The 24,814-nt window shown below is 42.9% G+C and carries 20 protein-coding genes and 1 pseudogene; 8 read left to right on the top strand and 13 right to left on the bottom strand.

Annotation, left to right across the window (positions count from 1 at the left end):
* Positions 1-4: 4 nt before the first annotated feature.
* The 3 genes from der to psaK form a co-directional block, all read right to left on the bottom strand.
* The gene (der, locus tag FD724_RS01440; RefSeq protein WP_114080909.1) at positions 5-1,375 is read right to left on the bottom strand and encodes a ribosome biogenesis GTPase Der; all 1,371 of its coding nucleotides are present in this window, start codon (positions 1,373-1,375) and stop codon (positions 5-7) included.
* A 249-nt stretch (positions 1,376-1,624) separates the two neighbouring features.
* Positions 1,625-2,821, bottom strand: a complete 1,197-nt coding sequence (locus tag FD724_RS01445) for a site-2 protease family protein (RefSeq protein ID WP_179071330.1) — start codon at positions 2,819-2,821, stop codon at positions 1,625-1,627.
* 345 nt (positions 2,822-3,166) lie between these two features.
* Positions 3,167-3,421, bottom strand: a complete 255-nt coding sequence (gene psaK, locus FD724_RS01450; protein ID WP_179071331.1) for a photosystem I reaction center subunit PsaK — start codon at positions 3,419-3,421, stop codon at positions 3,167-3,169.
* Between the two features lie 123 nt (positions 3,422-3,544).
* Here psaK and FD724_RS01455 point away from each other — a divergent pair, with 123 nt between their 5' ends.
* The gene (locus FD724_RS01455; protein ID WP_179071332.1) at positions 3,545-4,177 is read left to right on the top strand and encodes a phosphoribosylanthranilate isomerase; all 633 of its coding nucleotides are present in this window, start codon (positions 3,545-3,547) and stop codon (positions 4,175-4,177) included.
* A 157-nt stretch (positions 4,178-4,334) separates the two neighbouring features.
* Here FD724_RS01455 and folE read toward each other — a convergent pair whose 3' ends face one another.
* From folE to FD724_RS01480, 5 genes are all read right to left on the bottom strand, one after another.
* Positions 4,335-5,042 (bottom strand): GTP cyclohydrolase I FolE, encoded by a 708-nt coding sequence (gene folE, locus FD724_RS01460; RefSeq protein WP_114080905.1) that lies wholly within the window; start codon positions 5,040-5,042, stop codon positions 4,335-4,337.
* Between the two features lie 92 nt (positions 5,043-5,134).
* Positions 5,135-5,860 carry an SDR family oxidoreductase gene (locus FD724_RS01465; RefSeq protein ID WP_114080904.1) on the bottom strand — a complete coding sequence of 242 codons (726 nt, stop codon included), beginning with the start codon at positions 5,858-5,860 and terminating at the stop codon, positions 5,135-5,137.
* A 351-nt stretch (positions 5,861-6,211) separates the two neighbouring features.
* Positions 6,212-7,192, bottom strand: a complete 981-nt coding sequence (locus FD724_RS01470; protein WP_114080903.1) for an acetyl-CoA carboxylase carboxyltransferase subunit alpha — start codon at positions 7,190-7,192, stop codon at positions 6,212-6,214.
* Positions 7,193-7,319: 127 nt separating this feature from the next.
* Complete coding sequence (locus FD724_RS01475; protein ID WP_114080902.1) at positions 7,320-8,339, bottom strand: long-chain acyl-[acyl-carrier-protein] reductase; 1,020 nt, start codon at positions 8,337-8,339, stop codon at positions 7,320-7,322.
* A gap of 126 nt (positions 8,340-8,465) precedes the next feature.
* Positions 8,466-9,164 (bottom strand): aldehyde oxygenase (deformylating), encoded by a 699-nt coding sequence (locus FD724_RS01480; protein WP_179071333.1) that lies wholly within the window; start codon positions 9,162-9,164, stop codon positions 8,466-8,468.
* Between the two features lie 181 nt (positions 9,165-9,345).
* On the opposite strand from FD724_RS01480, the gene FD724_RS01485 reads away from it, so the two are divergent.
* The 5 genes from FD724_RS01485 to FD724_RS01505 all read left to right on the top strand — a co-directional run bounded on the left by FD724_RS01485 (position 9,346) and on the right by FD724_RS01505 (position 17,327).
* The gene (locus FD724_RS01485) at positions 9,346-10,173 is read left to right on the top strand and encodes a carbohydrate ABC transporter permease (protein ID WP_179071334.1); all 828 of its coding nucleotides are present in this window, start codon (positions 9,346-9,348) and stop codon (positions 10,171-10,173) included.
* A gap of 149 nt (positions 10,174-10,322) precedes the next feature.
* Positions 10,323-10,622, top strand: a complete 300-nt coding sequence (locus FD724_RS01490; RefSeq protein ID WP_147262457.1) for a hypothetical protein — start codon at positions 10,323-10,325, stop codon at positions 10,620-10,622.
* Between the two features lie 437 nt (positions 10,623-11,059).
* On the top strand, positions 11,060-13,504 hold the full coding sequence (locus FD724_RS01495; RefSeq protein ID WP_179071335.1) for a filamentous hemagglutinin N-terminal domain-containing protein: 2,445 nt from the start codon (positions 11,060-11,062) through the stop codon (positions 13,502-13,504).
* 443 nt (positions 13,505-13,947) lie between these two features.
* A complete protein-coding gene (locus FD724_RS01500) occupies positions 13,948-14,259 on the top strand; it encodes a hypothetical protein (RefSeq protein WP_114080897.1) in 312 nt (103 codons plus the stop codon).
* Positions 14,260-14,969: 710 nt separating this feature from the next.
* Positions 14,970-17,327, top strand: a complete 2,358-nt coding sequence (locus tag FD724_RS01505) for a filamentous hemagglutinin N-terminal domain-containing protein (protein ID WP_179071336.1) — start codon at positions 14,970-14,972, stop codon at positions 17,325-17,327.
* A 98-nt stretch (positions 17,328-17,425) separates the two neighbouring features.
* On the opposite strand, the gene FD724_RS01510 is transcribed toward FD724_RS01505, so the two are convergent.
* Positions 17,426-18,457 (bottom strand): hypothetical protein, encoded by a 1,032-nt coding sequence (locus tag FD724_RS01510; protein ID WP_012408405.1) that lies wholly within the window; start codon positions 18,455-18,457, stop codon positions 17,426-17,428.
* Positions 18,458-18,618: 161 nt separating this feature from the next.
* Between FD724_RS01510 and moaA the strand changes: the two genes are divergently transcribed.
* A complete protein-coding gene (gene moaA / locus FD724_RS01515; protein WP_114080894.1) occupies positions 18,619-19,605 on the top strand; it encodes a GTP 3',8-cyclase MoaA in 987 nt (328 codons plus the stop codon).
* A 59-nt stretch (positions 19,606-19,664) separates the two neighbouring features.
* Here the strand turns inward: moaA and rpsD are convergent, their stop codons facing one another.
* Entirely contained in the window at positions 19,665-20,273 is a 609-nt protein-coding gene (gene rpsD / locus FD724_RS01520) for a 30S ribosomal protein S4 (protein ID WP_094349733.1), read from the bottom strand.
* Positions 20,274-20,725: 452 nt separating this feature from the next.
* Between rpsD and FD724_RS01525 the strand changes: the two genes are divergently transcribed.
* Positions 20,726-21,379, top strand: a complete 654-nt coding sequence (locus tag FD724_RS01525; RefSeq protein ID WP_114080893.1) for a hypothetical protein — start codon at positions 20,726-20,728, stop codon at positions 21,377-21,379.
* A gap of 55 nt (positions 21,380-21,434) precedes the next feature.
* On the opposite strand, the pseudogene FD724_RS01530 reads toward FD724_RS01525, so the two are convergent.
* The 3 genes and pseudogenes from FD724_RS01530 to hetR all read right to left on the bottom strand — a co-directional run.
* Positions 21,435-21,617 (bottom strand): annotated as a pseudogene (locus tag FD724_RS01530) (RNA-guided endonuclease TnpB family protein); the annotation flags it as partial.
* Positions 21,618-21,730: 113 nt separating this feature from the next.
* Complete coding sequence (locus FD724_RS01535; RefSeq protein WP_179071337.1) at positions 21,731-23,071, bottom strand: transposase; 1,341 nt, start codon at positions 23,069-23,071, stop codon at positions 21,731-21,733.
* Between the two features lie 322 nt (positions 23,072-23,393).
* Positions 23,394-24,293 carry a heterocyst differentiation master regulator HetR gene (hetR, locus tag FD724_RS01540; protein ID WP_012408409.1) on the bottom strand — a complete coding sequence of 300 codons (900 nt, stop codon included), beginning with the start codon at positions 24,291-24,293 and terminating at the stop codon, positions 23,394-23,396.
* Positions 24,294-24,814: the final 521 nt, after the last annotated feature.

A 24,814-nucleotide genomic window follows, 5' to 3' on the forward strand; every position in this document is an offset into this window, starting at 1 on the left:
TCTCCTAACTTAATTTGACGCGAGTTGCTCTATTAACATTACCAATTTCGGCATCCCGGACTTTTTTACTGCGCCACAGTAAAATAATTGGCGTGCCTTTAAATCCTAGCTGTTGCCGGAATTGACGTTCAATGTACCGCCGATAGTTGTCATTGAAGCGTTTGGAATCATTGACAAATAGTGCGATCGTTGGTGGTTGGCTACTTACTTGTGTACCATAATAAATCTTGCCCTGACGACCACCACGAGATGCTGGCGGTGAATGCCAGCTAACGGCATCTGTTAAGACTTCGTTAATAACTGATGTGCTGACACGCCGTTTGTGTGATTCAGCCGCCGTTTTCACCAATTCGAGAATTTTTTCTACCCGTTGTCCTGACAACGCACTCACAAAAATTGTTTCTGCCCATTCGGTAAAATGTAACCGTGATTGCAGAGTTTTTTCGTAGTCGTAGATTGTGTAAGAGTCTTTTTCGACAGCATCCCACTTATTAACGACGATGATGCAAGCTCGACCTTCTTCGATAATCCGCCCAGCTAATTTTTGGTCTTGCTCTGTGACTCCATCTACAGCATCTAGTACTAATAAAACCACGTCAGCGCGACGAATTGCTTTGAAAGCACGGTTAATACTAAAGAATTCTGTGCCGTATTCTATGTGTTTCTTTTTGCGAATGCCGGCGGTGTCAATTAAGCGGTAGGTTTGTCCCTCTCGTTCAATGACGGTATCAATAGCATCGCGGGTTGTGCCGGAAATTGGGCTGACAATTGCCCTTTCTTCGCCGACAAAAGAATTGAGTAAGCTCGATTTACCTACATTTGGGCGGCCCACAATTGCTACTTTGATTTCATTAGTTTCTGGGATGTCTTCAACAGCAGGGATGTGATTAACTAACTCATCGAGTAACTCTCCTGTGCCACTACCATGAATCGCGGAGATGGGGTATGGTTCGCCCAAACCCAATTCCCAAAATTCGGCAGCTTGCATTAAGCCTTGGTCAGGAGATTCACATTTATTTACAGTTAGTAGCACAGGTACGCGTTGTTGACGCATCCATTCAGCGATTTCTTGGTCTGCCGATGTGGGGCCTGTTTGACCATCTACGACAAAAATTGCGGCACAGGCTTCTGCTAAGGCTGTCATTGCCTGCTGGCGAATCAGTGGTAGAAATTCGGTATCATCATTAAAGACTAATCCACCAGTGTCTACGACTAAAAATTCGCGACCATTCCAGAAAGCTGGCATGTAAGTGCGATCGCGTGTCACTCCCGGTTCATCATGGACAATCGCCGTTTGTTCCCCGGCGAGTCGATTAACCAGGGTGGATTTGCCCACATTTGGGCGTCCGATAATTGCAACAATTGGCAGTGCCATAAAACCAGGGTAAGTGAGAGACGTAGTATATCATGTACTTACATTTTACTCACTTTAAGTTTTAATTTAGTTTTCCCATAATTCTGAAGCGATGGGAGAGGTTTCTCTAATTCAAGTTAGTTTGAAAAATAAAAAAGGTAGGAAATCCTACCTCTTACCCAAAAAAAGCATTTTGTAACCAAATACCAAATTCAATATCACACAAGCTTTTGACAAATCTATTGCAAAACTATGACGAGGATATGACGTTTAATTTGCAATTGACTTCGCTATTACTCCCAGTTGCAACCCAGGCGGATAGCTACCTTCTTCTTTTATCCGCTTGATTTCTGCGTCTGTGAGCCGTAAATTTAACTTTTGTGCCAATGTTCGCACAATATCTCCCCGGTCAATTACACCAGCTACAGCACCAGCAGGAGAAAGTACGGTAATTCGAGGTAACTGCTCATTTTCCAGCTTGTTAATGACCTCAGCTATGGTTGTTGCTTCAGTAACAGTGGGTATTTCTGTTAGGGGATGCACAATGCTGTGTAAGGTTTGGGTTTCCCATTCACTCCTTTGGGTTAAACGAAAATCGTCAATGGAAACCAAACCCCGGTAACGTCCATCAGAAGCAGCAAAATAAATCTGTGAAGGAGCGGTTTCCAACAAGTATAAATCGGCAAAGGAGCGCAGTGTCTGGTCAGCATCGATAACCCGAAAGTCACGAGTCATCGCATCAGCCGCCACCACTTTAAGTAGGCTTTCCTGCAACGTAGTCATGTTGTCATAAGTGTTAGCGTTGCGGACAGCAAACCAACCTAACAGCGCAATCCACAAACCAAGTGCTAACTCCCTTGTCAAGAAATCTACAACAAATCCTAAAGCGATCGCACCATAACCCAAAATTTGCCCAGCCCTAGCAGCCCAGTGTACGGCTTGAAAACGATTACCTGTTATTTGCCATAGTGCTGCTTTTAACACTTGCCCTCCATCTAGAGGTAAGCCAGGAATCATGTTAAATAGTGCTACCACCAAGTTAATTCTCGCCAAATCTCCAACCATGATACTGAGTGGGCTAGTATCAGGGATGACAAGAACTCCCAGACTGAGCAGGAAAAATAGTATGATACTCACCAATGGCCCAGCGATCGCTACTTGAAAGGCTTTGAAAGGAGTTTTAGATTCTTCTTCAATCGCAGCAATCCCGCCAAACAGAAACAGAGTAATTGAATTAACTTTAATACCTTGCGATCGGGCTACCAAGCTGTGACCCAACTCATGTAGCAACACCGAACCAAATAGCAGTAGTGCCATAACTATTCCAGCACTCCAAGCTATAGCAGTCCCCCATTCTTGGTAAGCTACCCCAAAGTTAAGGGTTGCCAACCCTAAAATCACAAACCATAACGGGTCTAGAAACAGGGGAATTCCAAATAAAGACCCAATTTTCCAATTTGTTTGCATTACATTGTCCTAAAACTAGATATCGCCAGTAGTTCCTATACAGCAATACTTGCGTATATACTTACACGTATATATCTGAGCATCAATTTGGTAGTGCCGAGTTCCAAAATGCTCTTATTTCTAGAATAAACAATTAATGCCTGTTGGACATTGGGCATTGAACATGAAGAAGAGACAAGGGAGACAAGAGAGAGACTTGTTCAATAATTCCCCCTTGTCCTCCTTGTCCCCCTGCCTCCCCTGGCTGATGCTTATGAGTTACCTTGCTGGAGAAAGAACTAAAATCGTTTTGAGGAGTTTTGTATTGATCGTGGCGTTATAAGCAACGCCGCGATCATCGCAAAACTACAGACGACCGATGTTAGTCAGTCCTAAAACGATACCAATGCCAACAATATGACCGAAAGCCATTGCACCAACAAATGTAGGAATGCTGATCGGCAGGATAGGGAACTTGGGGCCAACTAAGGGTTTTTCGATCCTAGTACTTAGTAAAACCATTACTAAGCTACTGATGCTGATGATAATACCTACTGTAGGATTCCACGCAGGTGTGGCGGGAACAGTTGCAGCTGCTGCTAGTAAAATAGAGGAAATCAAGCTTTTGTCTCCTAAACAGAAAGTTAATCGTAGACCTCAAGATTATAAAATTACAAGGCCCAAAAGTTTTTGAGATAGTTTAGACTTTTCAAATGATTATTCTAAATATTTTGTTATATTTTCATGCGCGTTAAAATTTGCGGCATTACTCAACCACAGCAATCTATAGCGATCGCTTCTCTGGGCGCAACAGCACTAGGATTTATTTGTGTACCAAACTCCCCTCGCTACGTGACTACATCCCAAATTCGAGCAGCCGTGGCAGAACTCCCGGCAAATATTGACACAATTGGAGTTTTTGCCAACGCTAGTATCCCTGAAATCAGCCAGATAGTTGTTGATTCTGGGTTGACGGGGGTTCAGTTACACGGGGATGAGTTACCAGATTTTTGCTACCAATTACGTCAAGCTTTACCAAATGTCGAAATTATTAAAGCACTTAGAATTCGTAGTCTTGAGCATCTGGGCACGGCGGCTGATTACACAAAATACGTAGATACTTTACTCCTGGATGCCTACCATCCCGAACAACTTGGTGGTACAGGTAAAACCTTAGATTGGAAAATATTAGAGCAATTTAACCCCAATTGCCCTTGGTTTTTAGCTGGGGGATTAACAGCAGATAATATTGTGGAAGCTTTAAGTCAGGTTAATCCCAGTGGCGTTGATTTATCTAGTGGTGTGGAACGCGCACCTGGAGATAAGGATTTAGATAAAGTAACCAAGTTGTTTGAGAAATTGGGGGGTAGGGAGTAGGAAGCAGGCGGCAAGGAGAAAGGGAGTAGGGGAGGCAAGGGGGACAAGGGGACAACGGGAAAAGAGGTGAGAACTTGAAACAAGTCTTTCCCCTTGTCCCCAATTCTCCTTGTCCCCAAGTCCTCTTCCCAATTCCCAATTCCCCATTCCCCATTCCCTAAAAGAATGCTGGTTGATGGCGAATCAAGTTAAAAAATTCTTCGCGGGTTTTATGCTCTTCTTGGAACACGCCAACCATTGCGCTAGTGACAGTCCAAGAACCTGGTTTTTGTACGCCTCGCATTACCATACACATGTGGCTAGCTTCCATCACAACGGCTACGCCTTGGGGTTCTAGAATGGTCTGAATTGCTTCGGCAATTTGGCGGGTTAACCTCTCCTGGACTTGCAAGCGACGGGAATACATCTCAACAATGCGGGCCAGTTTGCTCAGTCCTACAACTTTTTGGTTGGGGATATAAGCAACGTGCGCTCTACCCATAAATGGCAGCATGTGGTGTTCGCACAGACTAAAAAAATTAATGTCTCGGACTAGTACCATCTCGTTATGCCCTTCATCAAAGATGGCATCGTTAACGAGTTCTTCAAGGGATTGGTTGTAGCCACTGGTAAGAAACCGCATTGCCTCGGCCACTCGCTTTGGTGTTTTGAGGAGTCCTTCGCGTTCAGGATCTTCGCCAACGCCCAATATTATTTTCCGCACTGCATCCTTCATTTCCTCTATATGTTCCTCTTTTGGCGGGAACAAATCAGCTTGTCGCCCGTTATTCGTATTGCGATCGGGTCTAGGAGTTATGGCTTCTGCCAAGTCGGGAATCAGAGGCGATTGAGAGTAATTGGAACCGTTGGAACTAGCGATAGTCATGATTCAGTCTTGGTTATGGTTTGAAAGTTGGTCATTAGTCATTAGTCATTAGTACATTGGTCATTTGCAAAGGACTGATGACAAAGGATAAATTAAAGTGCGCCAGCACTGGGCATCAGGGTCAATTCGTCTATAACTGCCTGTTGTGGTAACAGAACTGTGTAAAGAATTGACTGAGCCACTATTTCCGGGGTTAACATCTTAGAACGGTCTAAGTCGACATGGACTGTTTCTGTGTCCCAAAGTTCGGTATTGACTGCGCCAGGAGAGATAGCTGTGACACGAATGCCGTGGGTACGTTCTTCTTGTGCAAGGGTTTGAGAGAGGGCAATCAAACCAGCTTTACTGACGCTGTATGCTCCCCAACCGGGAAACGGTTGCTTGGCAGCAATTGAAGCGACGTTGATAATTGTGCCTGTGCCCCGATCGCGCATTGAAGGTAAAATTCCTAAAATGCACTGAAACACGCTGGTAAGATTCAAGTCAATTACCTGCTGCCATCCTTCTAGGGGAGTTTCGCTCAAAGTGGCTGTATAGGCAATGCCCGCACTGTTTACCAGAATGTCTATATCACCAAAGTCAAGAGCGATCGCTTGGATTTTTTCTTTTACTTCAAAGATCCGCGCTAAATCTACAGCGTAAGCTTTCGCTTCCACCCCAGTATGCTGTACAGCTTCTGCCACCGCCTCTAACTTATTCAAAGAACGGCTGACTAAGGCGACATCTATTCCGGCTTTGGCAAAGGCTAAAGCCGTTGCTTTCCCAATTCCACTACTGGCCCCAGTAATCAGGGCGCGTCGTTTTTGCTCAACATTCATGATGTCTCCCAATTTTTTGGCAGTTCCCACCTAGTACCACCCAATTATTCACATTGATCGGTTTAGATAGATTAAAGGAATCTAAAAATCTGATGATTTCTATTAAGCAACTGCTATGATGCAGTGCAATAGTGGGCATATTGTGGGTTTTATCAGTGAAGACAACAAATCGTCGCCTGGAAAACCACGCCGTACACTCAAATTAGATTACTCAATAACACAAAAGCTACTCAATTTGATTGAGTAGATTTGCCAAACATACAAATGCCTATGGCCAGATTGTTAAAAATCTTTAAGCACATAGGCAATTATAGCATTGCTGCTTTACTAATCCATCATTAGGTAATGGTTTTAGTGGGCAACTTCTGTAAAAACACCAATTTTACGGAATTTTTCATAACGTAGTTGGCGGCGTTCTGGAGCGGTTAAATGGTTAAGTTCGTCCAAATTTTCTAGCAGCACTTGCTTGAGGGTGGTAGCAGCTTTTAAAGGATCGGAATGAGCGCCACCAGTGGGTTCAGGCAGTATTTGGTCGATAATTCCCAATCTTTTGAGGTCGTGGGAAATAATTTTCAGCGCAACGGCGGCTTGAGGAGCTTTACCAGCATCTTTCCACAAAATGGCGGCACAGGCTTCGGGGGTGGCGACAGTATAAACGGAGTGTTCAAACATGAGCAGGCGATCGCCTACTCCAATACCAAGTGCGCCACCAGAACCACCTTCACCAATAACTGTGCAGATAATTGGCACATCTAAGCAAAACATTTCCCGCAAGTTGTAAGCGATCGCTTCTCCTTGACCTTGATGTTCTGCTTCCACTCCAGACCAAGCCCCTGGTGTGTCGATAAAAGTTAGTATGGGCATACTAAACTTATTAGCGTGTTCCATCAAGCGCATGGCTTTGCGGTAGCCGCCAGGATAAGGCATTCCAAAGTTACGGGCAATATTGTCTTTGGTATCACGACCTTTTTGATGACCCAACATCACCACAGGTTGCCCACTCAGACGACCGACTCCACCAACTAAAGCCGGATCGTCACCACCACAGCGATCGCCATGCAATTCCATCCATTCATCGCTAATAGCCTGAATGTAATCGAGAGTACTGGGACGACGCGGATGACGAGCGACTTGCAATCGCTGGGAAGGCGATAGACTAGTAAAAATTTCCTCACGTAGTTGCATGGCGCGTGCTTCTAGTTGACGAATTTGACCAGAAACATCAACGCCATTTTCTTCTGCAAGTTGCCGAATTTGATCGATTCGGGTTGCAAGTTCTGCTAGGGGCTTTTCAAAATCTAACAGTAGCGGTTTACGCTCGGTAGTTGCCATCGTAGGGTTTATCAATTACGAGTTATGAGTTATCTATCTTTTGTCCTTTGTCCTTTGTCCTTTGTCCTTTGTCCTTTGCAAATAACAAATGACCAATGACTAATGACCAAGGACAAATGACTAATGACTAAACCAACAACGGTCTAAATCCATGTTTTACTGACACCCGGCCAATCTGCTCCATTTTATCTACGGTAATCTGATTCCGTCCCCACGAAAAGTTCGTGTATAACTTCTCAAATTCCAGCAGCATTGATTCGGCAAAACAGGCAAACAGCTGACGGGCTGGCACGTCCATATTGACTATTTTCATAATTTTCCAGTCAATATCCAGGGAATGCTCTACAATCCCACCATTTAACACGTGTACGCCAGGATATTGAATTTTTGTCGCTAAGTTTTTAGGATAGCCACCATCAATCAACAAACAGGGTTGTTTCAAAGTGGTAGGGTCAATTTCCACGCCTCTGGGCATACTAGCAACCCAAACTACAACATCGGCTTGGGGTAGCGCTTCTGTCAAACCCATGATTTTCCCCCGCCCCAGTTCGCCTTGCAACTCTTTGAGACGTTCTTGATCACGGGCGATTAGCAGGAGTTCTTGGACATCTGTTCTCGCATCTAACCAGCGTGTAACGGCACTACCAATATCCCCAGTTGCTCCACATACCGCAACAGTTGCGTTTGATAGATTAATTCCCAGTTGTTTGGATGCTTCTTCCACCTGCTTACAAATAATGTAGGCAGTATGCGTGTTTCCTGTGGTGAAGCGTTCAAACTCTAGTTTGATATTGCGGACTTGGCTAAACTGCTCTAACTTAAAGTTTTCAAAAATAATCGAGGAAAATCCGCCTAAAGCTGTGATGTTAATGCCGTGCTTCTGTGCATGGGCCATGGCGTTGAGGATTTTCCGTGTGGCGGCTTTGATGCGGCGACTAGCTAGCATTTCCGGCAAAAAGCAAGATTCTACATACCGTCCTTCAATTTGTTGCCCAGTAACACTGGTGACAATAATAGTATCGACAATTTGCGGCGGGGCGCTGCACCAAAAGTCTAGCCCTTGATCGGCATATTCTGGGTATCCCAATTCTTGGGCTACCGCTTGAGCGTGTTCTAAACTAGTCAGATGTCCAATTAGACCAAACATGTAGTGATTATTAGGCTTATGCTGTCTTGAGGGGGGGAATTTAGGAGAGTTAGGAGTTGTGGGTTAGGAGTTCTGAGTTCTGAATTTGAACTACTCAGCACTCAGCACTCGTTAGTCAGCACTTTTTTAAGCACCTATGAGTCCGTAGGCTGACAAGCGCATGATATCGCGAGTCGTAAAACCAATGTTACTCAATGCTTCACCATACTGAATCATGAAGTCTTCTACCAAAGCATCTTTTTCCATTGCCATTGTGTGGGCATCACCTTCTACTTGGTTGAGCATTTTCCAGACGATGGGTAGGTTCTGGCGATTTGCAAGTTCAAGTTCAGCTTTGGATTCTGCAAAGTGTTCTTTCAACCAAACTTCTCCAAAATTGAGGTGGCTGTATTCTTCTTTAACTACTCCTTCAGTAATTTTGCGGGCAAAATCGTCGGCAACGGGGATGTAAATGTTATATGCTGCGATCGCAAAACATTCAATAATTAAAGACTGAATCAACAGACAAGTAACCACTTTTCCCGATGCCGCGGCTGTTTGGAAATTTTGGTGTAGGCCGGAGAAAAACTCTTTGGCAAATGGCAAATCTGGGGTAACAGCCAAATTGCGCCCACAAGCTTCAAATCCTTTCTTATGGCGGCTCTCCATCTTGGATAGGCGAAGCAATTCATCATGAGATTCTGGCAGCAGTTGGGCTAGTGTGATGTAATTTTCATGGGCTTCTTGTTCCCCTTCAATCACGATCGCATTAATCCGGCTATAAGCATCTTTGTATGTTTCGCTTTTGAAATCTAATTCTGTAGATTGGTCTGTAAGCTGCTGCATGGTTATGTTTACTCCTGTAAACCTGAATTATTTGACACCAGGATTCAATTTACCCTATGAACTGAGGGTAACAATCTCTGTGGTTTAATTTAACTTAACAAGTAGACTATGTTTATAGATTAATGGTTGCTGGGGGCAATGCTCTAGTACTAGCGAAATAAATGCTTTGCGGCTTCAAGTTATGTCTAAACCAAACCCGAATCTGAAATCTGGTGATTTTTTGAGCCTAGTAATCTTACTACTAGGGGCATTTATCGTTTTACTACCGCTATTTGTGGTTTTTCTCACCTCCTTTGCATCGACAGCCGCCAGCCCAGAAAATTTGTCTAAAAATAACTGGTCTTTAGCTAATTACCGCGTTGCATGGCAACAGGGAAAATTTTTGCTGGCGTTTGCTAATTCTACCTTGGTAGCGATCGCTGTGACGGCGTTTCAGATTGTCACTTCTGCTTTGGCTGGTTACGCCTTAGCACGGCTGAAGTTTCGGGGACGGCAAGCACTGCTATTGGTTGTTTTAGCAACTTTGGTAATTCCTTTTCAGTTATTGGTGATTCCCATCTTTTTGGTTTTGAAGTGGGGACACTTGATAAATACATACTGGGCGCTCATTTTACCCACTGCTGTCAATGGGTTTGGGATTTTCTTATTACGTCAGTATTTCCAGACAATTCCTGTGGAATTAGAGGAAGCCGCAGCCATAGATGGGGCAACCAGATTACAAATATTGTGGCGGGTAATGTTACCTTTAGCCCGTCCAGCATTGGTGACGCTGTTTTTGTTCACCTTCATCGGCGAATGGAATGATTTGTTTAAACCTCTGGTATTTACAACCCGTCCCGAATTAAGAACAGTGCAACTGGCGTTGGCTGAGTTTCAAGAACAATTTACGAATAATTGGCCTTTGATGATGGCGGCGGTGACAATAGCGACAGTTCCAGTGATGGTGTTATTTTTCATCGGTCAGCGTCAGTTTATTCAAGGTATTGCTGCAACGGGAATTAAGAATTAGCAAAGGAAGCTGTCTGAATTTTAGATTTTGGTGAAGCGCGAGATATGTAAATTCAGTAGTAAGATATGAATTTTTATGAAGTTATGCGTAATTGTTCCGGGTCAAGCTGAAGCAGAATTATACACATTCTGTAGGAAATAGAAACAATCATGAATCCTGAGACATTACAACAATTACAAGCCGAGATTGAACAAAAACTCCTTGAAAGCGTTAATAACGCTGGTTTATACAGTGTGCTTGAGAAGTACGGTGTCTTAGATGATAGAGCTTTAATCGTTCAATGGCAGTGTAATCTTGACCCAAATAAAATCAAATCTGATAATGCAGTTAATAACCAGCAAGTAAATGAGTTATTGCCGGTAACTCCAAAACAAGAAATTGTGCTGATGGAAAAATCATGGTGTATTCCTTGCCCTTCAACTGGCAGTCCTCTAGGTTGTAACTGCTAAATAATTTAGTTTTTAGACTGTAAAAAGTTTATTCTAGTGAGTATAAAAATACTGAACTTTGCATTTACTAAGCTGTTACGCAAATAAGATTGCATATCAACTGGTGAGGTTGTCCTTTGTCAATTGTCCTTTGTCCTTGGTAAACACTAATGACTAATGACTAATGACTAATGACTAATGACGGTCTACACGGAAAATATTGCAATATGTAGGCGCGTTAGCTTAGTTAGGTTACAGAGATAATTTCAAGTATCACGATAAGTTAGTGAGCAAGGACAAATAAAATTATCTTACGCAATGTAAGATTAATTAGATTGGCTCGTAGTAAGGGATGAATCCCTTATTACAAACCTTTAATTTTTCACACTCACTTAACTTATTTAACTAGCAAAGAGCAGTATTTTAATATACTCTTATTTTTTGGGTGCAAGTTTGTCATGTCTCGATACCGAAGTAGTTGGTACTGGGAGTTAGGGATAGTGAGTACATTAGCAATTGCTGGAGTACTCACTTTCTTTGAGAGTTTTGTCTTAGCCCAAATACAAAAAGATGGCACACTTGAATCTGAAAGTTCAATCATTACACCAAAGCTAATCGATGGTCAGCTTATAGACCAGATTGATGGTGGGGCAGTTCGTGGTACAAACTTATTCCACAGCTTTGAACAGTTTTCTGTCTCTGCGGAAAGGACAGCCTACTTTAACAATGCAATAGATATTCAGAACATTATCAGTCGGGTGACGGGTAATTCGATTTCTAAGATAGATGGGATTCTGAAAGCTAACGGCACAGCGAACCTGTTTCTGATTAACCCTAACGGCATTATTTTTGGGCCCAATGCTTCTTTAAATATTGGCGGTTCATTTGTGGCAACTACGGCGAGTAGCTTGAACTTTGCTGATGGTACAAAGTTTAGTGCTACATCTCCTCAAGCTAAACCTCTACTGACATTAAGTGTTCCCATTGGCTTACAATTTGGAGCAACTGCGGCTCCCATCCGCAATCAATCTCAAGCAAGTCCAGATGGCGCAGTTAATATCTTTGGACAAGGCGTTGGTTTACAGGTGCAGCGAGGCAAAACCTTGGCACTTATAGGCGGTAATATCACGCTAGAGGGCGGAAATATAACGGCAAGGGGAGGAAGGGTTGAATTAGGAAGCGTTGCTGGCAATAGTCTGGTCAGTTTAAGCCCAACCAACCAAGGTTGGGTTTTGGGATATGAAGGTGTTCAAAATTTCCAGAATATCGAAATCATCCAGTTAAATAAAATTCCATCGATTGTAGATACTCATGGAAATGGTAGCGGCAATATCCACCTGCAAGCGGGACTTGTGCGAGTAGCTGGCAGTTTCCTAATTCTAGTTAATCCCTTGAGAGCGCAATCAGGAGGGAATTTGACAGTAAACGCTTCAGATTCTGTAGTAATTGAAAAAGATTCACAACTGTTTACTCAGAGTTTTTCCAACGCAAACTCTGGAAACATAAATGTAAATACTAAGAAGTTGGTAGTCAGAAGTGGAGCGCAATTGCAGGGGCAATTGACCATAAACGCTTCAGATTCCGTGGAACTAATTGGTGGCACTAACATCCCTCTCTTTCGAGATGGTAGTGATTTAATATCCAGTGGATTATTTAGTGCAACTTACGGCAATAAAAATGCTGGCAACATCATAATTAATACTGGAAGGTTGCGTATCGAAGGAGGAGCAAGAATATCAACAAGTTCTGAGGGTATATACAGGTTTATTCCTAACCAACTTACACCAGCTACAGGCAATGCAGGAAACTTGACAGTGAACGCTTCTGAGTCGGTAGAATTAATTGGAACTTCACCAAATGGTTCTAAGCTCAGTAGCTTGTTTTCTGGGACTCAAGGGCCTGGAGATGGCGGAAACTTGACCCTAACCACAGGGCAATTGATTATCAAAGATGGGGCTGCAATAACTGTGAGCAGCCAAGCTCGAAAAAATGTAATCTATATCGGAGATCCAAATAATCTTGGAAAAGCAGGCTATTTAAATATAACCGCTCGCTCCATACTTCTCGACAACAAAGGAAAACTCATATCTAATAGTGAGTCAGGTAAAGGTGGGAATATTACCCTACAGGTGCAGAACTTATTATTGATGCGCCGCGAAAGTCAAATCACCACTAACGCAGGTACAACAGGACTGGGTGGAGATGGCGGTAATATCATCATCAATGCACCTAATGGCTTCATCGTCGCTACTCCCTTGGGAAATAACGATATCACCGCCAATGCCTTCTCTGACTCTGGTGGTAAAATCACAATCACCGCTAAGAACATTTTTGGATTTGTGCCCCGCACTCGTGCAGACGTAGAAAAACTCGATCGCGAAGAAATCAATCCGAATAACGTGCTAACAAGTGACATCACGGCGTTTTCTCAGCAAAACCCTTCATTAAATGGCACGGTACGAATCAACTCACCAGATGTTGACCCTAGTCAAGGATTAGTAGAATTGCCTATAAATTTGGTTGATGCTTCCCAGCAAATTGTTGCTGGTTGTAATTCTGGTGGAAAAATATCCAGAAGTTCATTTATTACAACTGGGCGTGGAGGAATAGCCCCCAATCCTACGGAGCCATTGATAGCCGATGATGCGGTGCTAGCAGATTGGATCACACTCTCTCCAGAGAGTCAGAATCGTGCTGAGGGTATCCAGAACAGAGTGGTTGTTCACAAGCAGAGAAACACAGAAGAATCACAGAAGGTTAATTCTGGCAATGAACCTACTCAAATTGTGGAAGCTCAAGGATGGGTAGTGGATGCCAATGGGAACGTGGTTTTAGTTGCTCAAGTACCCACTGCGTCGCCTCATAATTCTTCACTCATCGCTACATCTTGCGCTGGTAATTAAAATTTGGGATTCTTGTAAATTTTGTCGGTGCGCCGGCGTAGTCCGTCGTAGACATCGCTTTTTCGCAATGACCCTCATGCAAGCGATCGCTCTCTCTACTCAACTCATCTGTCGGTGCGTTGGTGTAGCTCACCGTTCGCGTAGGGTCTCGTAGAGAAGGTATAGCCTCTTTGTCAGGTTGGTAGCCAGATTCATGAAGGCTTTAAGGAAATCCAGCAGAAATATATGAAGTTTTGTTACACAATGCGTAATTATAACTAGCCAAGCTGAAGTCATAATTATGGGAGTTCGCAAGAGGGTTAGAAACCTAATGCTGTCGTGCCACTCTAGACTCTGTATCCTTAATTTCTTCGTCGCCAAACTGTACTAATCGAAGTCAGGTTAAATTAGTACATCACAAGATAAGTCCACACATTTACCAGTCTGCAAGGAGAGCAAAATTCATGGAATCTCAAGTTTCACAGCAAGCAGTCATTGAGTCTGAAACTTTAGAGCGGTTAGAAGAAAAAATTCAGCAGGAAATTATAGAAATGTTGAAAAACTCTAATTTCCGCACGCTACTCGAAGAAAACGGTATATCAAAAGATAGAGTCCTGAAAATTAAGCTTGAGTGCAATATCGAACTAGCTCCAATTCCATCTACTGATGCTGTTGAGAACAAGCAACCCCAGGGATTTTTGCCAAAGGATTTAGGCCCTGTTGTCATGAAATTGCAATGCTGTGAGGACTGGCGGGGATATTGCGTTAAATGCTAGAAAACCGTAGCGGTATTGTTAACTTAACACCTAATCTCGATTAATTGAGAATAAAGGTAAGGGACTTCCAAATAAAAAATATCTAACTACTTGTTGTAGGGTGTGCCTCTCGCCCGCCCTTAACTATAGGCGGATAAGACTTCGGCGTGAGCGCTCAGTCCTTCGACAAGGCTCAGGAACTATCGAAGGCTGTCCACCCCACAAGATTGGATAATTTGTTTCTTTGTAATTCCTAATAGCGCTGCTCTAAAAAGCTAATTGTTTTTTTAGTAATGTTATAAGACTTCCTTCTTATGCATAATAAGCAAACATTTCAATGCTAGAAAACTGTAGCGGTATATCAACTTAATATCTGTCATTGTAGCTTATTTAGAATAAAAGTAATAGCATTACTATGAGAAACCAAATCAATTTTTAGTAATGTCACAGAATTGTATTTTTATTCTCAATCAGCAAGCTTATTAATAGTTAAGTTAGCAATATTGCTTTTAGCTAAGTAGAATAAAAACTTTTTGTAGAGGCATAACATTGTTGTGCCTTTAATTTTATTAGTTTTAATGAGGAGTCTTATCAGATTTATACAATAGAAAAACGTATATTAACGATTTAAATATTGTAGTCTATTGAGATAGATATAGTTTACTGAATAGAGGTACAGCGTTACTATTATTTAGCAATTGATAGTTTTTTAAAGGAGTTTATTATTCGTTATGAGTATTCTGTGTGGCTGGTTTCAAGGATTAGGAATTGTAATAGGTGGCGCAATAGCTTTCTCTGCCAATTGTGCTTTTGCCCAAATCACCCAGGATAGCACTCTACCTAACAATTCTCAAGTTACAACACAGGGCAATATCACAATTATTGAAGGTGGAACCCAACTAGAAAGTAACTTGTTCCACAGTTTTAAGGAGTTTTCTGTACTCAATGGGACTACGGCTGAGTTTAAAAATACTGAGGGTATTCAGAACATTATTAGTCGGGTAACGGGTAAGTCTATCTCTAATATTGATGGCATCCTTAAAGCTAACGGTACAGCTAACCTGTTTTTGATTAATCCCAACGGGATTATTTTTGGTACTCATGCTTCTTTAAACATCGGTGGTTCATTTATTGCAAGTACAGCGAGTAGTCTAAACTTTGCCGATGGTACAAAGTTTAGTGCTACAAATCCCCAAACCACACCCCTACTAACAGTAAGTGTTCCCATTGGCTTACAATTCGGAGCCACTGCGGCTCCCATTCGCAATCAATCCCAAGCTAGTCCAGGTGGCGCAGTCAATAGTTTGGGTGAACCTGTTGGGTTACAGGTGCAGCCAGGCAAAACCTTGGCACTTGTAGGAGGTGATGTTGTGTTAGAGGGCGGAAATTTAACAGCAGCATCGGGACGAGTTGAGCTAGGAAGTGTCGCTGGCAATAGCCTGGTCAATCTGAAGTCAACTGTTCAAGGTTGGATATTGGGATATGAAGGTGTCCAAAATTTTCAGAACATTCAACTAATCCAGCGAACTATTGACGGTTCTGGAATTCCATCTCAAGTAGATGTTACTGGCGTAGGTGGTGGCAATATTCAGTTGCAGGGCAAAAGTGTGGAACTAATTGGTCTTTTTGTGATCTTGAGAAATCGGAATAATGGCGTTGGGGATGGTGGAGAATTAACGATTAACACCAGGAAATTAATTGTTCGAGATGGCGCACAAGTATCTACTTCTACTAGAGGCAAGGGTGCAGGGGGAAATTTGACCATTAATGCCTCCGAGTCCGTAGAGTTGATTGGTAGCTTTACGACACCAGATAATTTTACTTTTCCTAGTATACTTTCTAGCATAACTACATCTGATGGAAAAGCGGGTGACCTTACAATCAACACTGGGAAATTGCTTATCCAAGGTGGGGCAGAGGTATCAACACAGTCTAGTGGAGCATATCGAACTCCAGTAGAATTTATACCAGCCATAGGTTCAGGAGGAAATTTGACTGTCAACGCCTCAGAGTCTATAGAACTAATTGGAACCACACCAGATGGCTTGCCCGGCGGCTTGTTCGCTGGGACTTTAGGCTCTGGAGAGGCTGGAAAAATTACAATCGTCACAGGACAATTGATTATTTCGGATGGGGCTGCAATAACTGTGAGCAGTGAACTTCCAAAGCTTCAACCGAATACAATCTACAAAGGAGATGTAAATAATTTAGGATCAGCAGGTGAACTCAATATAACTGCTCGCTCCATACTGTTGGACAACCAAGGAAAACTCACATCTAATAGTAAGTTAGGTCGAGGTGGGGATATTTCGCTACAGGTGCGAGATTTGTTACTAATGCGGCGCAATAGTCAAATATCTACTAATGCAGGGGGTGATAAAACTGGTGGTAATATCACCATCAAAGCACCTAATGGCTTCCTCGTCGCCACTCCCTTCGGAAATAACGATATAACTGCCAACGCTTTCTCTGGCTCAGGTGGTAAAATCACAATCACCGCTAAAAACATCTTTGGGTTTGTGCCACGCACCCGTGCAGACGTAGAAAGGCTTGATCCAACAGGCTCAATCAACCCGAATAACCTCCGAACAAGCGACATCACGGCATTTTCTCAGCAAAACCCTTCATTAAGTGGCACTGTGCAAATCAACTCACCAGATGCTGACCCCAGCAAAGGATTAGTGGAACTACCCGTCAATCTGGTTGATGCTTCTGAGCAAATTGCTGCTGGTTGTAATTCTGGTGCAAAAATAGGAAGGAGTTCCTTTATTGCTACTGGGCGTGGAGGACTAGTAGCCGATCCCACGCAGCCATTGATAGCTGATGATGCGGTGCTGGCAGATTGGATCACACTAGAGCCAGAGAGTAAAAATCGTGCTGCTGGTATTCAGAAAAGAGCAGTTCTTCAGGCGCAGCAAAACACAGAAGAAAAATCACAGAAAGTTAATTCTGTCAATGAACCTACTCAAATTGTAGAAGCCCAAGGATGGGTAATGGATGCCAATGGGAATGTGGTTTTGGTTGCTCAAGTACCCACTGCGTCGCCCCATAACTCGTCACTCACCGCTACATCTTGCGCTGCTCATTAGAATTTGAGACAAGTTAAACAATCTTTGAATTAAGGTTCAATTTCCATAACTTGGCAGTAATTACAATCGCAATTACTGCCCACAAGTTTGCCTATTTCCTAACTCGTCTCCTGAATTTGCAAACGAACAGTGTGTTCAGTTGCACCACTAAGTTGCAATTCCATAATTTCACCACCCAGAGGTTCTAAGCAAGTGAGGAGCGATCGCAAGTTGGGTGTACTTGCACCAGTATCTACATATAATCTATCTGCCAAATTGCCGATTCGTTTCCACGTCATGTAGAGTTTAGCGATCGTTTGTTCAATCTGCGATGCTTGATTGACCAAATCAGCAGCAATGCTCAAACAGCCGACTCTTTGCGCTTCTTCTAAGGCTGTTTCAATATCAACATTTTCCTGCGTCAGCGCTTGGACTTGAGCCGCCCCTTTGAGATATTTGGCCAAGTTACGCGCTTCGCTTGTTACCTGTTTCAGGGTATCCACATCAGGATTGGCAGCAATTTCTTTCTGGATAAACTTTTGGTGCGATTCTGGCAGTTTTTCCATTTCCTTCACCAATGGGGCGATGTAGCGCGGCGGAAGGGTGTTATCTGCGGCTTTTTCTCTGACAGATTCAGGTAATAAATCTGAGGACATAGCTGTCCATTCATCGCTGAGTTGACGCACTTCGCGCCTGGTGATGCGATCGCCTTTTTGGGCGGCTTCACTCACCATCTGTTGCACTTCTGGCGATGCTTTGGAGGTTTCAACAAATGCCCGTTTACTGAAGTTATTCACAGAACCGGGGTCGAGTTTACCGTCTTCAATCAGAGTATCGGCACTATTGGCCAGTTGAATCCAGGCGTAAGCTTGACTTTTGCTGATTTCCCGCTCTTTTAGCCATCGCAGAAAGCCAGTACCGCGCCCATCACCACCCACTTTCTCTCTGTCGCGGATAGCCCGTAAAATTCGTCCCCGCCAGATTTCAGTTTGCAAATCAAAGCGATCGCATACCTGCCAAGCTATTTCTAGCTGCTGTTGAAAATCAGACTCTAGAATCTGTTCATCTTCTGGATCGGGCAGTTCAAAGCTGATATCTGCTGGCTGTAGTAAAGCAGCAGCAAGGTCGTTGATGGAGTCGGTGTCTTGCACGATTGATGATAACTAGTGGATGCGATCGGCTTATTATGCCATAATCTGCGGACTATCACTTAAGGGGGAGTACGGTATTTTGAATTACTACACATATAGTAGGAAGGGGTAAACCACCTCAGTAAGGTCTTTAATTAATCAGAGAGAATAAAAATAAAACGATGAACCAGGTAGACTACCTCCGCATTAGTTTAATCGATCGCTGTAATTTTCGTTGTCAATACTGTATGCCAGAGGGAGTAGAACTGGACTATATTCTCAAGCAACAGCTGTTAACTGATGAAGAGTTGCTCACCTTAATTAAAGAAGTATTTATTCCAGTAGGCTTTAATCGGTTTCGTTTGACAGGGGGTGAACCCTTATTGCGTCCGCGTGTGGTGGATTTGGTCAGTGCGATCGCAACTTTACCCCAAACTCAAGACCTTTCAATGACCACCAACGGGTTTTTGCTGGCTCCGATGGCACAAAACCTCTACAATGCTGGTCTGCGACGAATTAATATCAGTCTAGACTCTCTTCATCCTGACACTTTTGACCAAATTATCGGTAATCAGGGCCGTTCTCGTTGGCAACAAGTTTGGCAGGGCATTCAAGCTGCCCACCACGTCGGATTCGACCCACTGAAGCTGAATGTGGTAGTGATTCCTGGCGTTAATGACCATGAAATTCTAGATTTAGCTGCCCTGACAATTGATAAACAGTGGCACGTTCGATTTATTGAATTTATGCCTATTGGTAATGTGGATTTGTTTGGCGATCGGGGTTGGGTATCTTCAGCCGATTTACGGCAACAAATCCGCGATCGCTGGGGCTTGACAGAATCTCAAGTTCGTGGGGCTGGCCCTGCTGATGTTTTTCAAATTCCTGGTGCGAAGGGGACACTAGGATTTATTAGTCAGATGTCAGAATGTTTTTGCGATCGCTGTAACCGGATGCGCCTGAGTGCTGATGGCTGGCTGCGTCCCTGTTTATTGAATGAAACTGGTCAAATAGATTTAAAAACTGCTCTGCGTTCTGGCACTAGCACCGCTCAATTACAAGAGCAGGTGAGGCATTTACTTGGAATGAAGCCAGAAATTAACTTTAAAGGACGCGATTCGGGGATTGTCGGTACATATACTCGCACTATGTCACAAATTGGCGGATAGTAATTGGTCATTTGTCCCTTGCAAATAACTAAGGACAAATGACTAAGGACAAATGACTATTACGCTTGTCGTGAGTAGTATTCCACCACAAGTAGTTCATTAACTTGTAGTGCCACCCATTCGCGCTCAATAACACTGTTGACTTTACCAACCAACTTATTTTTGTCAAACTCCAAATGACTGGGGAGGTTTGCCAAACCGGGATATTGCAAGTTAGCTTCCACCAACTTCCGTGATTGTGCCCGATCCCTGACTGCAATTACTTCTCCAGGACGGCATTGGTAGCTGGCAATATTCACCACACGACCATTAACAGTTACGTGACCGTGATTCACCAATTGACGAGCGGCTGGGATAGTCGGGGCTATACCCAAGCGGAAAACGGTATTATCCAAGCGCATTTCTAACAATTGCAGCAGGACTTGTCCGGTAGAACCAGTAACACGTCTGGCTTTCCGCACATAGCGGAGCAATTGCTTTTCAGTCAAACCGTAGTTGAAGCGGAGCTTTTGCTTTTCTTCTAGACGGATGGCATACTCAGAGCGTTTTTTACGGTTCTGACCATGCATACCAGGCGGGTAAGCGCGTCTGGCGCTTTTACGAGTCAATCCTGGTAGGTCGCCTAAGCGACGGACAATTCTGAGGCGTGGCCCTCTATATCGGGACATGAGTTTCCTTAATCTAATCCTGTTTAAACTTTACCCAAACATTCTATGTTGACATACCACTGATTAAAAATCAGGGGATTCTTGGTTTTTGAAGCTGCTTGCCTTGGTATGACGTATCCTACCAGAGTAGAGGCTTCAACTTTTGTGCTAGTTGCTTTAAGTCGGTACCGACGTACTAGCTTCCAAGCTTGAATTCCGACCTGTCACGCCGTACTTCTGCCAATAAGTTTTTTGTTTTTATTTAGTTTCGTAGGCTACTCAATCATCAGATTGGTGTACGCAGTATTCTTACTCTGAAATACTTTTTACGTTGCCTACTTATCTTTCAAACAGTTATATTAACACAATTTCCGGCACAATTAATTATGTCTATACTTTGCTCACGCTGAAATTATTGAATTACAGAGGATTTTTAAAATATTTGAGTTAGCATAACTTTGGGTGTTTGGAGAATGGCAATGTCAATGAGCAACAAAGCGGTTAATAGAGGTAAGAACAAACAAGCCAGTTCCACCTCCAGAAGTTTAATAGTACCAGTTTTGGCTATAGCTGGATGGTTGACAACGATCTTACCCAATCCAGCGATCGCTGCTTCCTACAGCAATGATTATAGTAACTGTGCAGGTCGTCTCCTAAAAGTGGGCGTAACGGCAGAAGCGGCATCACAAGCTTGTGCAGCTGCACTGCGTCCAACTGATTTGGCTGCTTGCGTGGTTAAAATTGATAAGGAAACCCAAATTGCTGCGACAGATGCACTTTCTTCTTGTGGGAAGGCCCGGCGACCTGAAGAGTTAGCTACCTGTGTAGTCGGTGTCAGTTTAAGTACTAAGGAAGAAGCTAATCCGGCAGTTTTAAATTACTGTGGACGTAGTTTGTTACCCGTGCGCTTTGGGCAGTGTGTGGTTGGCTTGCGTAGTCAAATCGATGTTCCTCCTGCTCAAGTCTTGGATACTTGTATTAGTGCTGATGATAGTGTTATCGGTGCTTCATCTTCAACACCACCAACCATCATTCCTGCGGGATCAAGTATCGAGACCGTTCCATTTCCAACGCAACAGACTGTTCCAGCACAACCGACTGTTCCAACGCAACCAGGCACTAATTAAACTACAGTGCTTTGTAATTGCTGAGAATATAGGTTAATTATTGATACTCCCCCGTTTATAAAACGGGGGATTCTTGGGTGAAAAGGGAGCTACTGCTTAACCCCTCGCCAAGAATCTTGACCGTATGCCCTACGGCTGCAAGTCCACGTTGCATCACTACCATAGCGGCAGCAACGTCTCTATCAGTTTGGAATCCACACTCACCACAAAGATGAATTCTCTGATTTAAATCTTTTTTGCCCGTGTGGTGGTTGCAGTTGGGACAGGTTTGGCTAGTGCCGTTAGGATTAACCTTGGCAAAATATACCCTTGGAGTTAAAACTAGCTTGACTGAACAATACCTTTGCCAATTTACGAGGGTTCAACGCCTGTAGAAACGTTATGAATCCGTCCCAAAGAAGTAATCTTGGCAAAAATCTGGGTTAATAAAATAGGCTCAGGCATTTCCGGAAGCATTTTTAAGATTTCACGGACATATCGAAAACCACGATAATGAGTCTTCAGGTCAATAATGCCAGAGTCGGGATTAAGGAGACGAAAATCCAAGAGAAGATGATGGGACAAGTTGACCATGAAAAATGCTAAATTAACAGCATTAGTCACAGCAGTTTGGCTTAAGTTCATGAAATCTTCCAGTCCCCAAAACTGCTTGGCATCACGGAAATTAAACTCGATTTGGAAGCGCAATTTGTAGTAATCTATTATTTTTTCGTAGGACAACTTTAGGTCACTAGAAAATAGAATTACATGACTACGAGCATGAGTTTTAAGATTAATTTTAACTAAAATAACTACATTTAGTGCTTGGGCAAATTCCTTGTGAAGGAGAGTGCATTGATAAACATCAGTTTGAATTTCATCCTCTATGCTACTTTTACGCAAATACTTATCAGGTATGTTATGGTAGTCAATCTTATCACCGTATTTACGACGAGAGCGTTTATGGGAGTCAGGATGTTGATATGGGATATACAATGCAGAATCGTGGCGCAACTTAGAAATTATGTGTAAGTTAACAAGACGTGCCATCTGCAAAGCATTATTGTTACCAAAATGCCCATCTAGCACTAAGTAAGTAAGCGGCACAAATCCAGCTAATAATTTGAACAGCGAATTAATCATCTTTTGAATTCGCACTAATTCAGATGTTAAAATCACCTCGGCTTTATTCTTATTCTTACTTCCTTTTGGTCGTCCACGCTTACGTTTTTCTTTAGGCTTTATTTCTGAGGCTAATGTTGAACTACTTTTTTCTACATCGCTCTTAATCACCTGTTCTATTTGAATGGGAAATGAGTGCCTTTGTTCAACACTTACTAATGATAATGTAAAGAAAGACAGTCCTAATATCGGTTTACTTACTAGGCTGGAAAAGAATCTATCCAAACCATAAGTTTTTTTACCTGATTTACTCACTACAACTTCATCTCCTGCAAGCAAATACACCTCATTTGCACGGAATAAATGCTTACGGAAAAATAGCCAAAACAACGTCGCCCAAGGTATTACTGTCTGAAAGAATCTTAATATCGTCCGATAACTACCACCAGTGCCTGCCCAACGCGAGATTCCCAACATCGTGACTCGCCCGCTCATCGTTAACATAGCCAGGATTATTTGGTTAAATTGCCGCATTGTTGTCGCGTTGATCTGCGGTAGCAGGCATTGTAGCAGTGATAAGATATCAGGCATGGGCTGCTTGTAGTGTTTGATTTATCGTTGTGAGAGACAATAAATCTACTACGAAATGCCCTACCTCTTCATACTCTTATTTTGGCAATGGTATTGCTGAAGAAACAATATTTATATAATAAAATCCGTCATAATTGCTTTACGCTTGCAAATTATGCAAACTAAATACTTACAATACAAAAGTCACAAGCAGTTTTGTGACTTTTATACTATTAGTACAGTATGACAATGTAAATAGACCAATCATCCCCCTACTTTTAAGTAAGGGACAAAAGCGGTGAAAAGCTTATAAAGTAAGCTTTTTGAGTTTTGCGTAGTGCTACTAGTCTTCTTTTTCACCAAAAACCGTCTGTAAGACGACTGCAATACCACCGTCTTGATGATATTTATCTGCCCAAGCACGGATAATTTCATCCAATTCTTCCATAGCTTGCTCCATTTTTTCAGGGAGAATATCAAGTTCTTCTAATAAGCGCATGGCATTTCGTCGCCGTTCTGCCCAATTTTTCATCATGCGGAAATACCGAGCGGTATCTTCTACCATGATGTAAGTGCGTTCTTGATCGTCTGCTGGGGCGTAAAAAGGACGAGTAAGTGCGTAGAAGGGCATTCCCCAAGGAGAATCTATGCGTGTTACTGTGCCTGAGTAGAGTAGACGACGCTTGATATGCTCACCTAAAGCTTCACTCAAAGGCATTTGGTGTTCGGTTGGCAAGTCTTCTTGCGATCGCCTGTGCAAAAACTCGATCAAATCCAGAAACTCAAAAGAGCTAACTAACTGGGCATCTGGTAAGTTACTTGGCAGTTTTTGCTCAATTTGTCTTTTTTCTTCACTTGTCAGACTTGTACCAGGTACGCGCGATCGCCCCGGTTGCCAAGGATACTTTTCTAGCCAGACGTAAGGCAATTGAATCAAATAGCGAGGTTCTTGAGAACCCAACATTTTTAACAGTTTGCCTTCTGTTAGTGCCTGTCTGACTTCTTCTACAATAATTTTTACTCGTTTCGGCTCTAAGTGGTGCAGATGCCCTGTCATTCGCAGGTTTTGTCCCTGCTCTAGATAGGTCATGTAAATTGCACACTTTGCTGCTGTTGCGGCTGCGTCTAAAAATGCCCCATGCCTGTGCCCACTCGTCCGCATGGCACTAAAAGCCAGATAAAGCATGATCTGATCCATCGCACTGGGGTCAAGACGTTTGATCAGATCTATGTCGTTACTCATATTACAGACAATTGAATAGCACGTTTACAGAGTTTTTAATCGATTGAGAATAAGGTAGTATACACCTGGCTGAAGCCTATTTTTCACTTCAGACTATATTAGTATGCGATAACCATGAAATCGGCGGTAGTGCAAACTACCATTTTCGCATATTTTCTAGTACACAGGCAGATTAAGTCGTTGTTACCATAACTGTCTCTGCATCTGACTGGAAAATTATAGATATCACTAAGTCCAGCTTGACGGCGGTTTACTTCCCAAAAGTTAACTGTGTTGCAAATAATCTACAAAGCTTTTAACTTCTCTGGGATTATTCTCATCTTTCAAGAGCAACTAGATCAAACTGCTTATACCTAATTATGGCACTATGCCGACTCGGAGTAAAAACTAGTTTGCGCGGTTCATCTGGGGTATTTGTTACTCGAAAAAGATGGTTTTATTCAGCTTTGGTGAATTATTTGTAGTACACAGATGGTCGGAGATCGTTGGGAGTAATCTCAAAAGCAACCGCTTACCAGGTG

The organism is Nostoc sp. C057, from assembly GCF_013393925.1.
Taxonomy (GTDB): domain Bacteria; phylum Cyanobacteriota; class Cyanobacteriia; order Cyanobacteriales; family Nostocaceae; genus Nostoc; species Nostoc muscorum_A.

Bases quoted from the DNA above. Each gene is read 5' to 3' on its own strand.
- hetR (WP_012408409.1), bottom strand. From the start codon at position 24,293: ATGAGTAACGACATAGATCTGATCAAACGTCTTGACCCCAGTGCGATG.
- FD724_RS01480 (WP_179071333.1), bottom strand. From the start codon at position 9,164: ATGCAGCAGCTTACAGACCAATCTACAGAATTAGATTTCAAAAGCGAA.
- FD724_RS01455 (WP_179071332.1), top strand. From the start codon at position 3,545: ATGCGCGTTAAAATTTGCGGCATTACTCAACCACAGCAATCTATAGCG.
- FD724_RS01470 (WP_114080903.1), bottom strand. From the start codon at position 7,192: ATGGCAACTACCGAGCGTAAACCGCTACTGTTAGATTTTGAAAAGCCC.
- FD724_RS01445 (WP_179071330.1), bottom strand. From the start codon at position 2,821: ATGCAAACAAATTGGAAAATTGGGTCTTTATTTGGAATTCCCCTGTTT.
- FD724_RS01505 (WP_179071336.1), top strand. From the start codon at position 14,970: ATGAGTATTCTGTGTGGCTGGTTTCAAGGATTAGGAATTGTAATAGGT.
- FD724_RS01525 (WP_114080893.1), top strand. From the start codon at position 20,726: ATGGCAATGTCAATGAGCAACAAAGCGGTTAATAGAGGTAAGAACAAA.
- rpsD (WP_094349733.1), bottom strand. From the start codon at position 20,273: ATGTCCCGATATAGAGGGCCACGCCTCAGAATTGTCCGTCGCTTAGGC.
- FD724_RS01535 (WP_179071337.1), bottom strand. From the start codon at position 23,071: ATGCCTGATATCTTATCACTGCTACAATGCCTGCTACCGCAGATCAAC.
- FD724_RS01500 (WP_114080897.1), top strand. From the start codon at position 13,948: ATGGAATCTCAAGTTTCACAGCAAGCAGTCATTGAGTCTGAAACTTTA.
- FD724_RS01490 (WP_147262457.1), top strand. From the start codon at position 10,323: ATGAATCCTGAGACATTACAACAATTACAAGCCGAGATTGAACAAAAA.
- moaA (WP_114080894.1), top strand. From the start codon at position 18,619: ATGAACCAGGTAGACTACCTCCGCATTAGTTTAATCGATCGCTGTAAT.
- folE (WP_114080905.1), bottom strand. From the start codon at position 5,042: ATGACTATCGCTAGTTCCAACGGTTCCAATTACTCTCAATCGCCTCTG.
- der (WP_114080909.1), bottom strand. From the start codon at position 1,375: ATGGCACTGCCAATTGTTGCAATTATCGGACGCCCAAATGTGGGCAAA.
- FD724_RS01495 (WP_179071335.1), top strand. From the start codon at position 11,060: ATGTCTCGATACCGAAGTAGTTGGTACTGGGAGTTAGGGATAGTGAGT.
- FD724_RS01485 (WP_179071334.1), top strand. From the start codon at position 9,346: ATGTCTAAACCAAACCCGAATCTGAAATCTGGTGATTTTTTGAGCCTA.
- FD724_RS01475 (WP_114080902.1), bottom strand. From the start codon at position 8,339: ATGTTTGGTCTAATTGGACATCTGACTAGTTTAGAACACGCTCAAGCG.
- FD724_RS01465 (WP_114080904.1), bottom strand. From the start codon at position 5,860: ATGAATGTTGAGCAAAAACGACGCGCCCTGATTACTGGGGCCAGTAGT.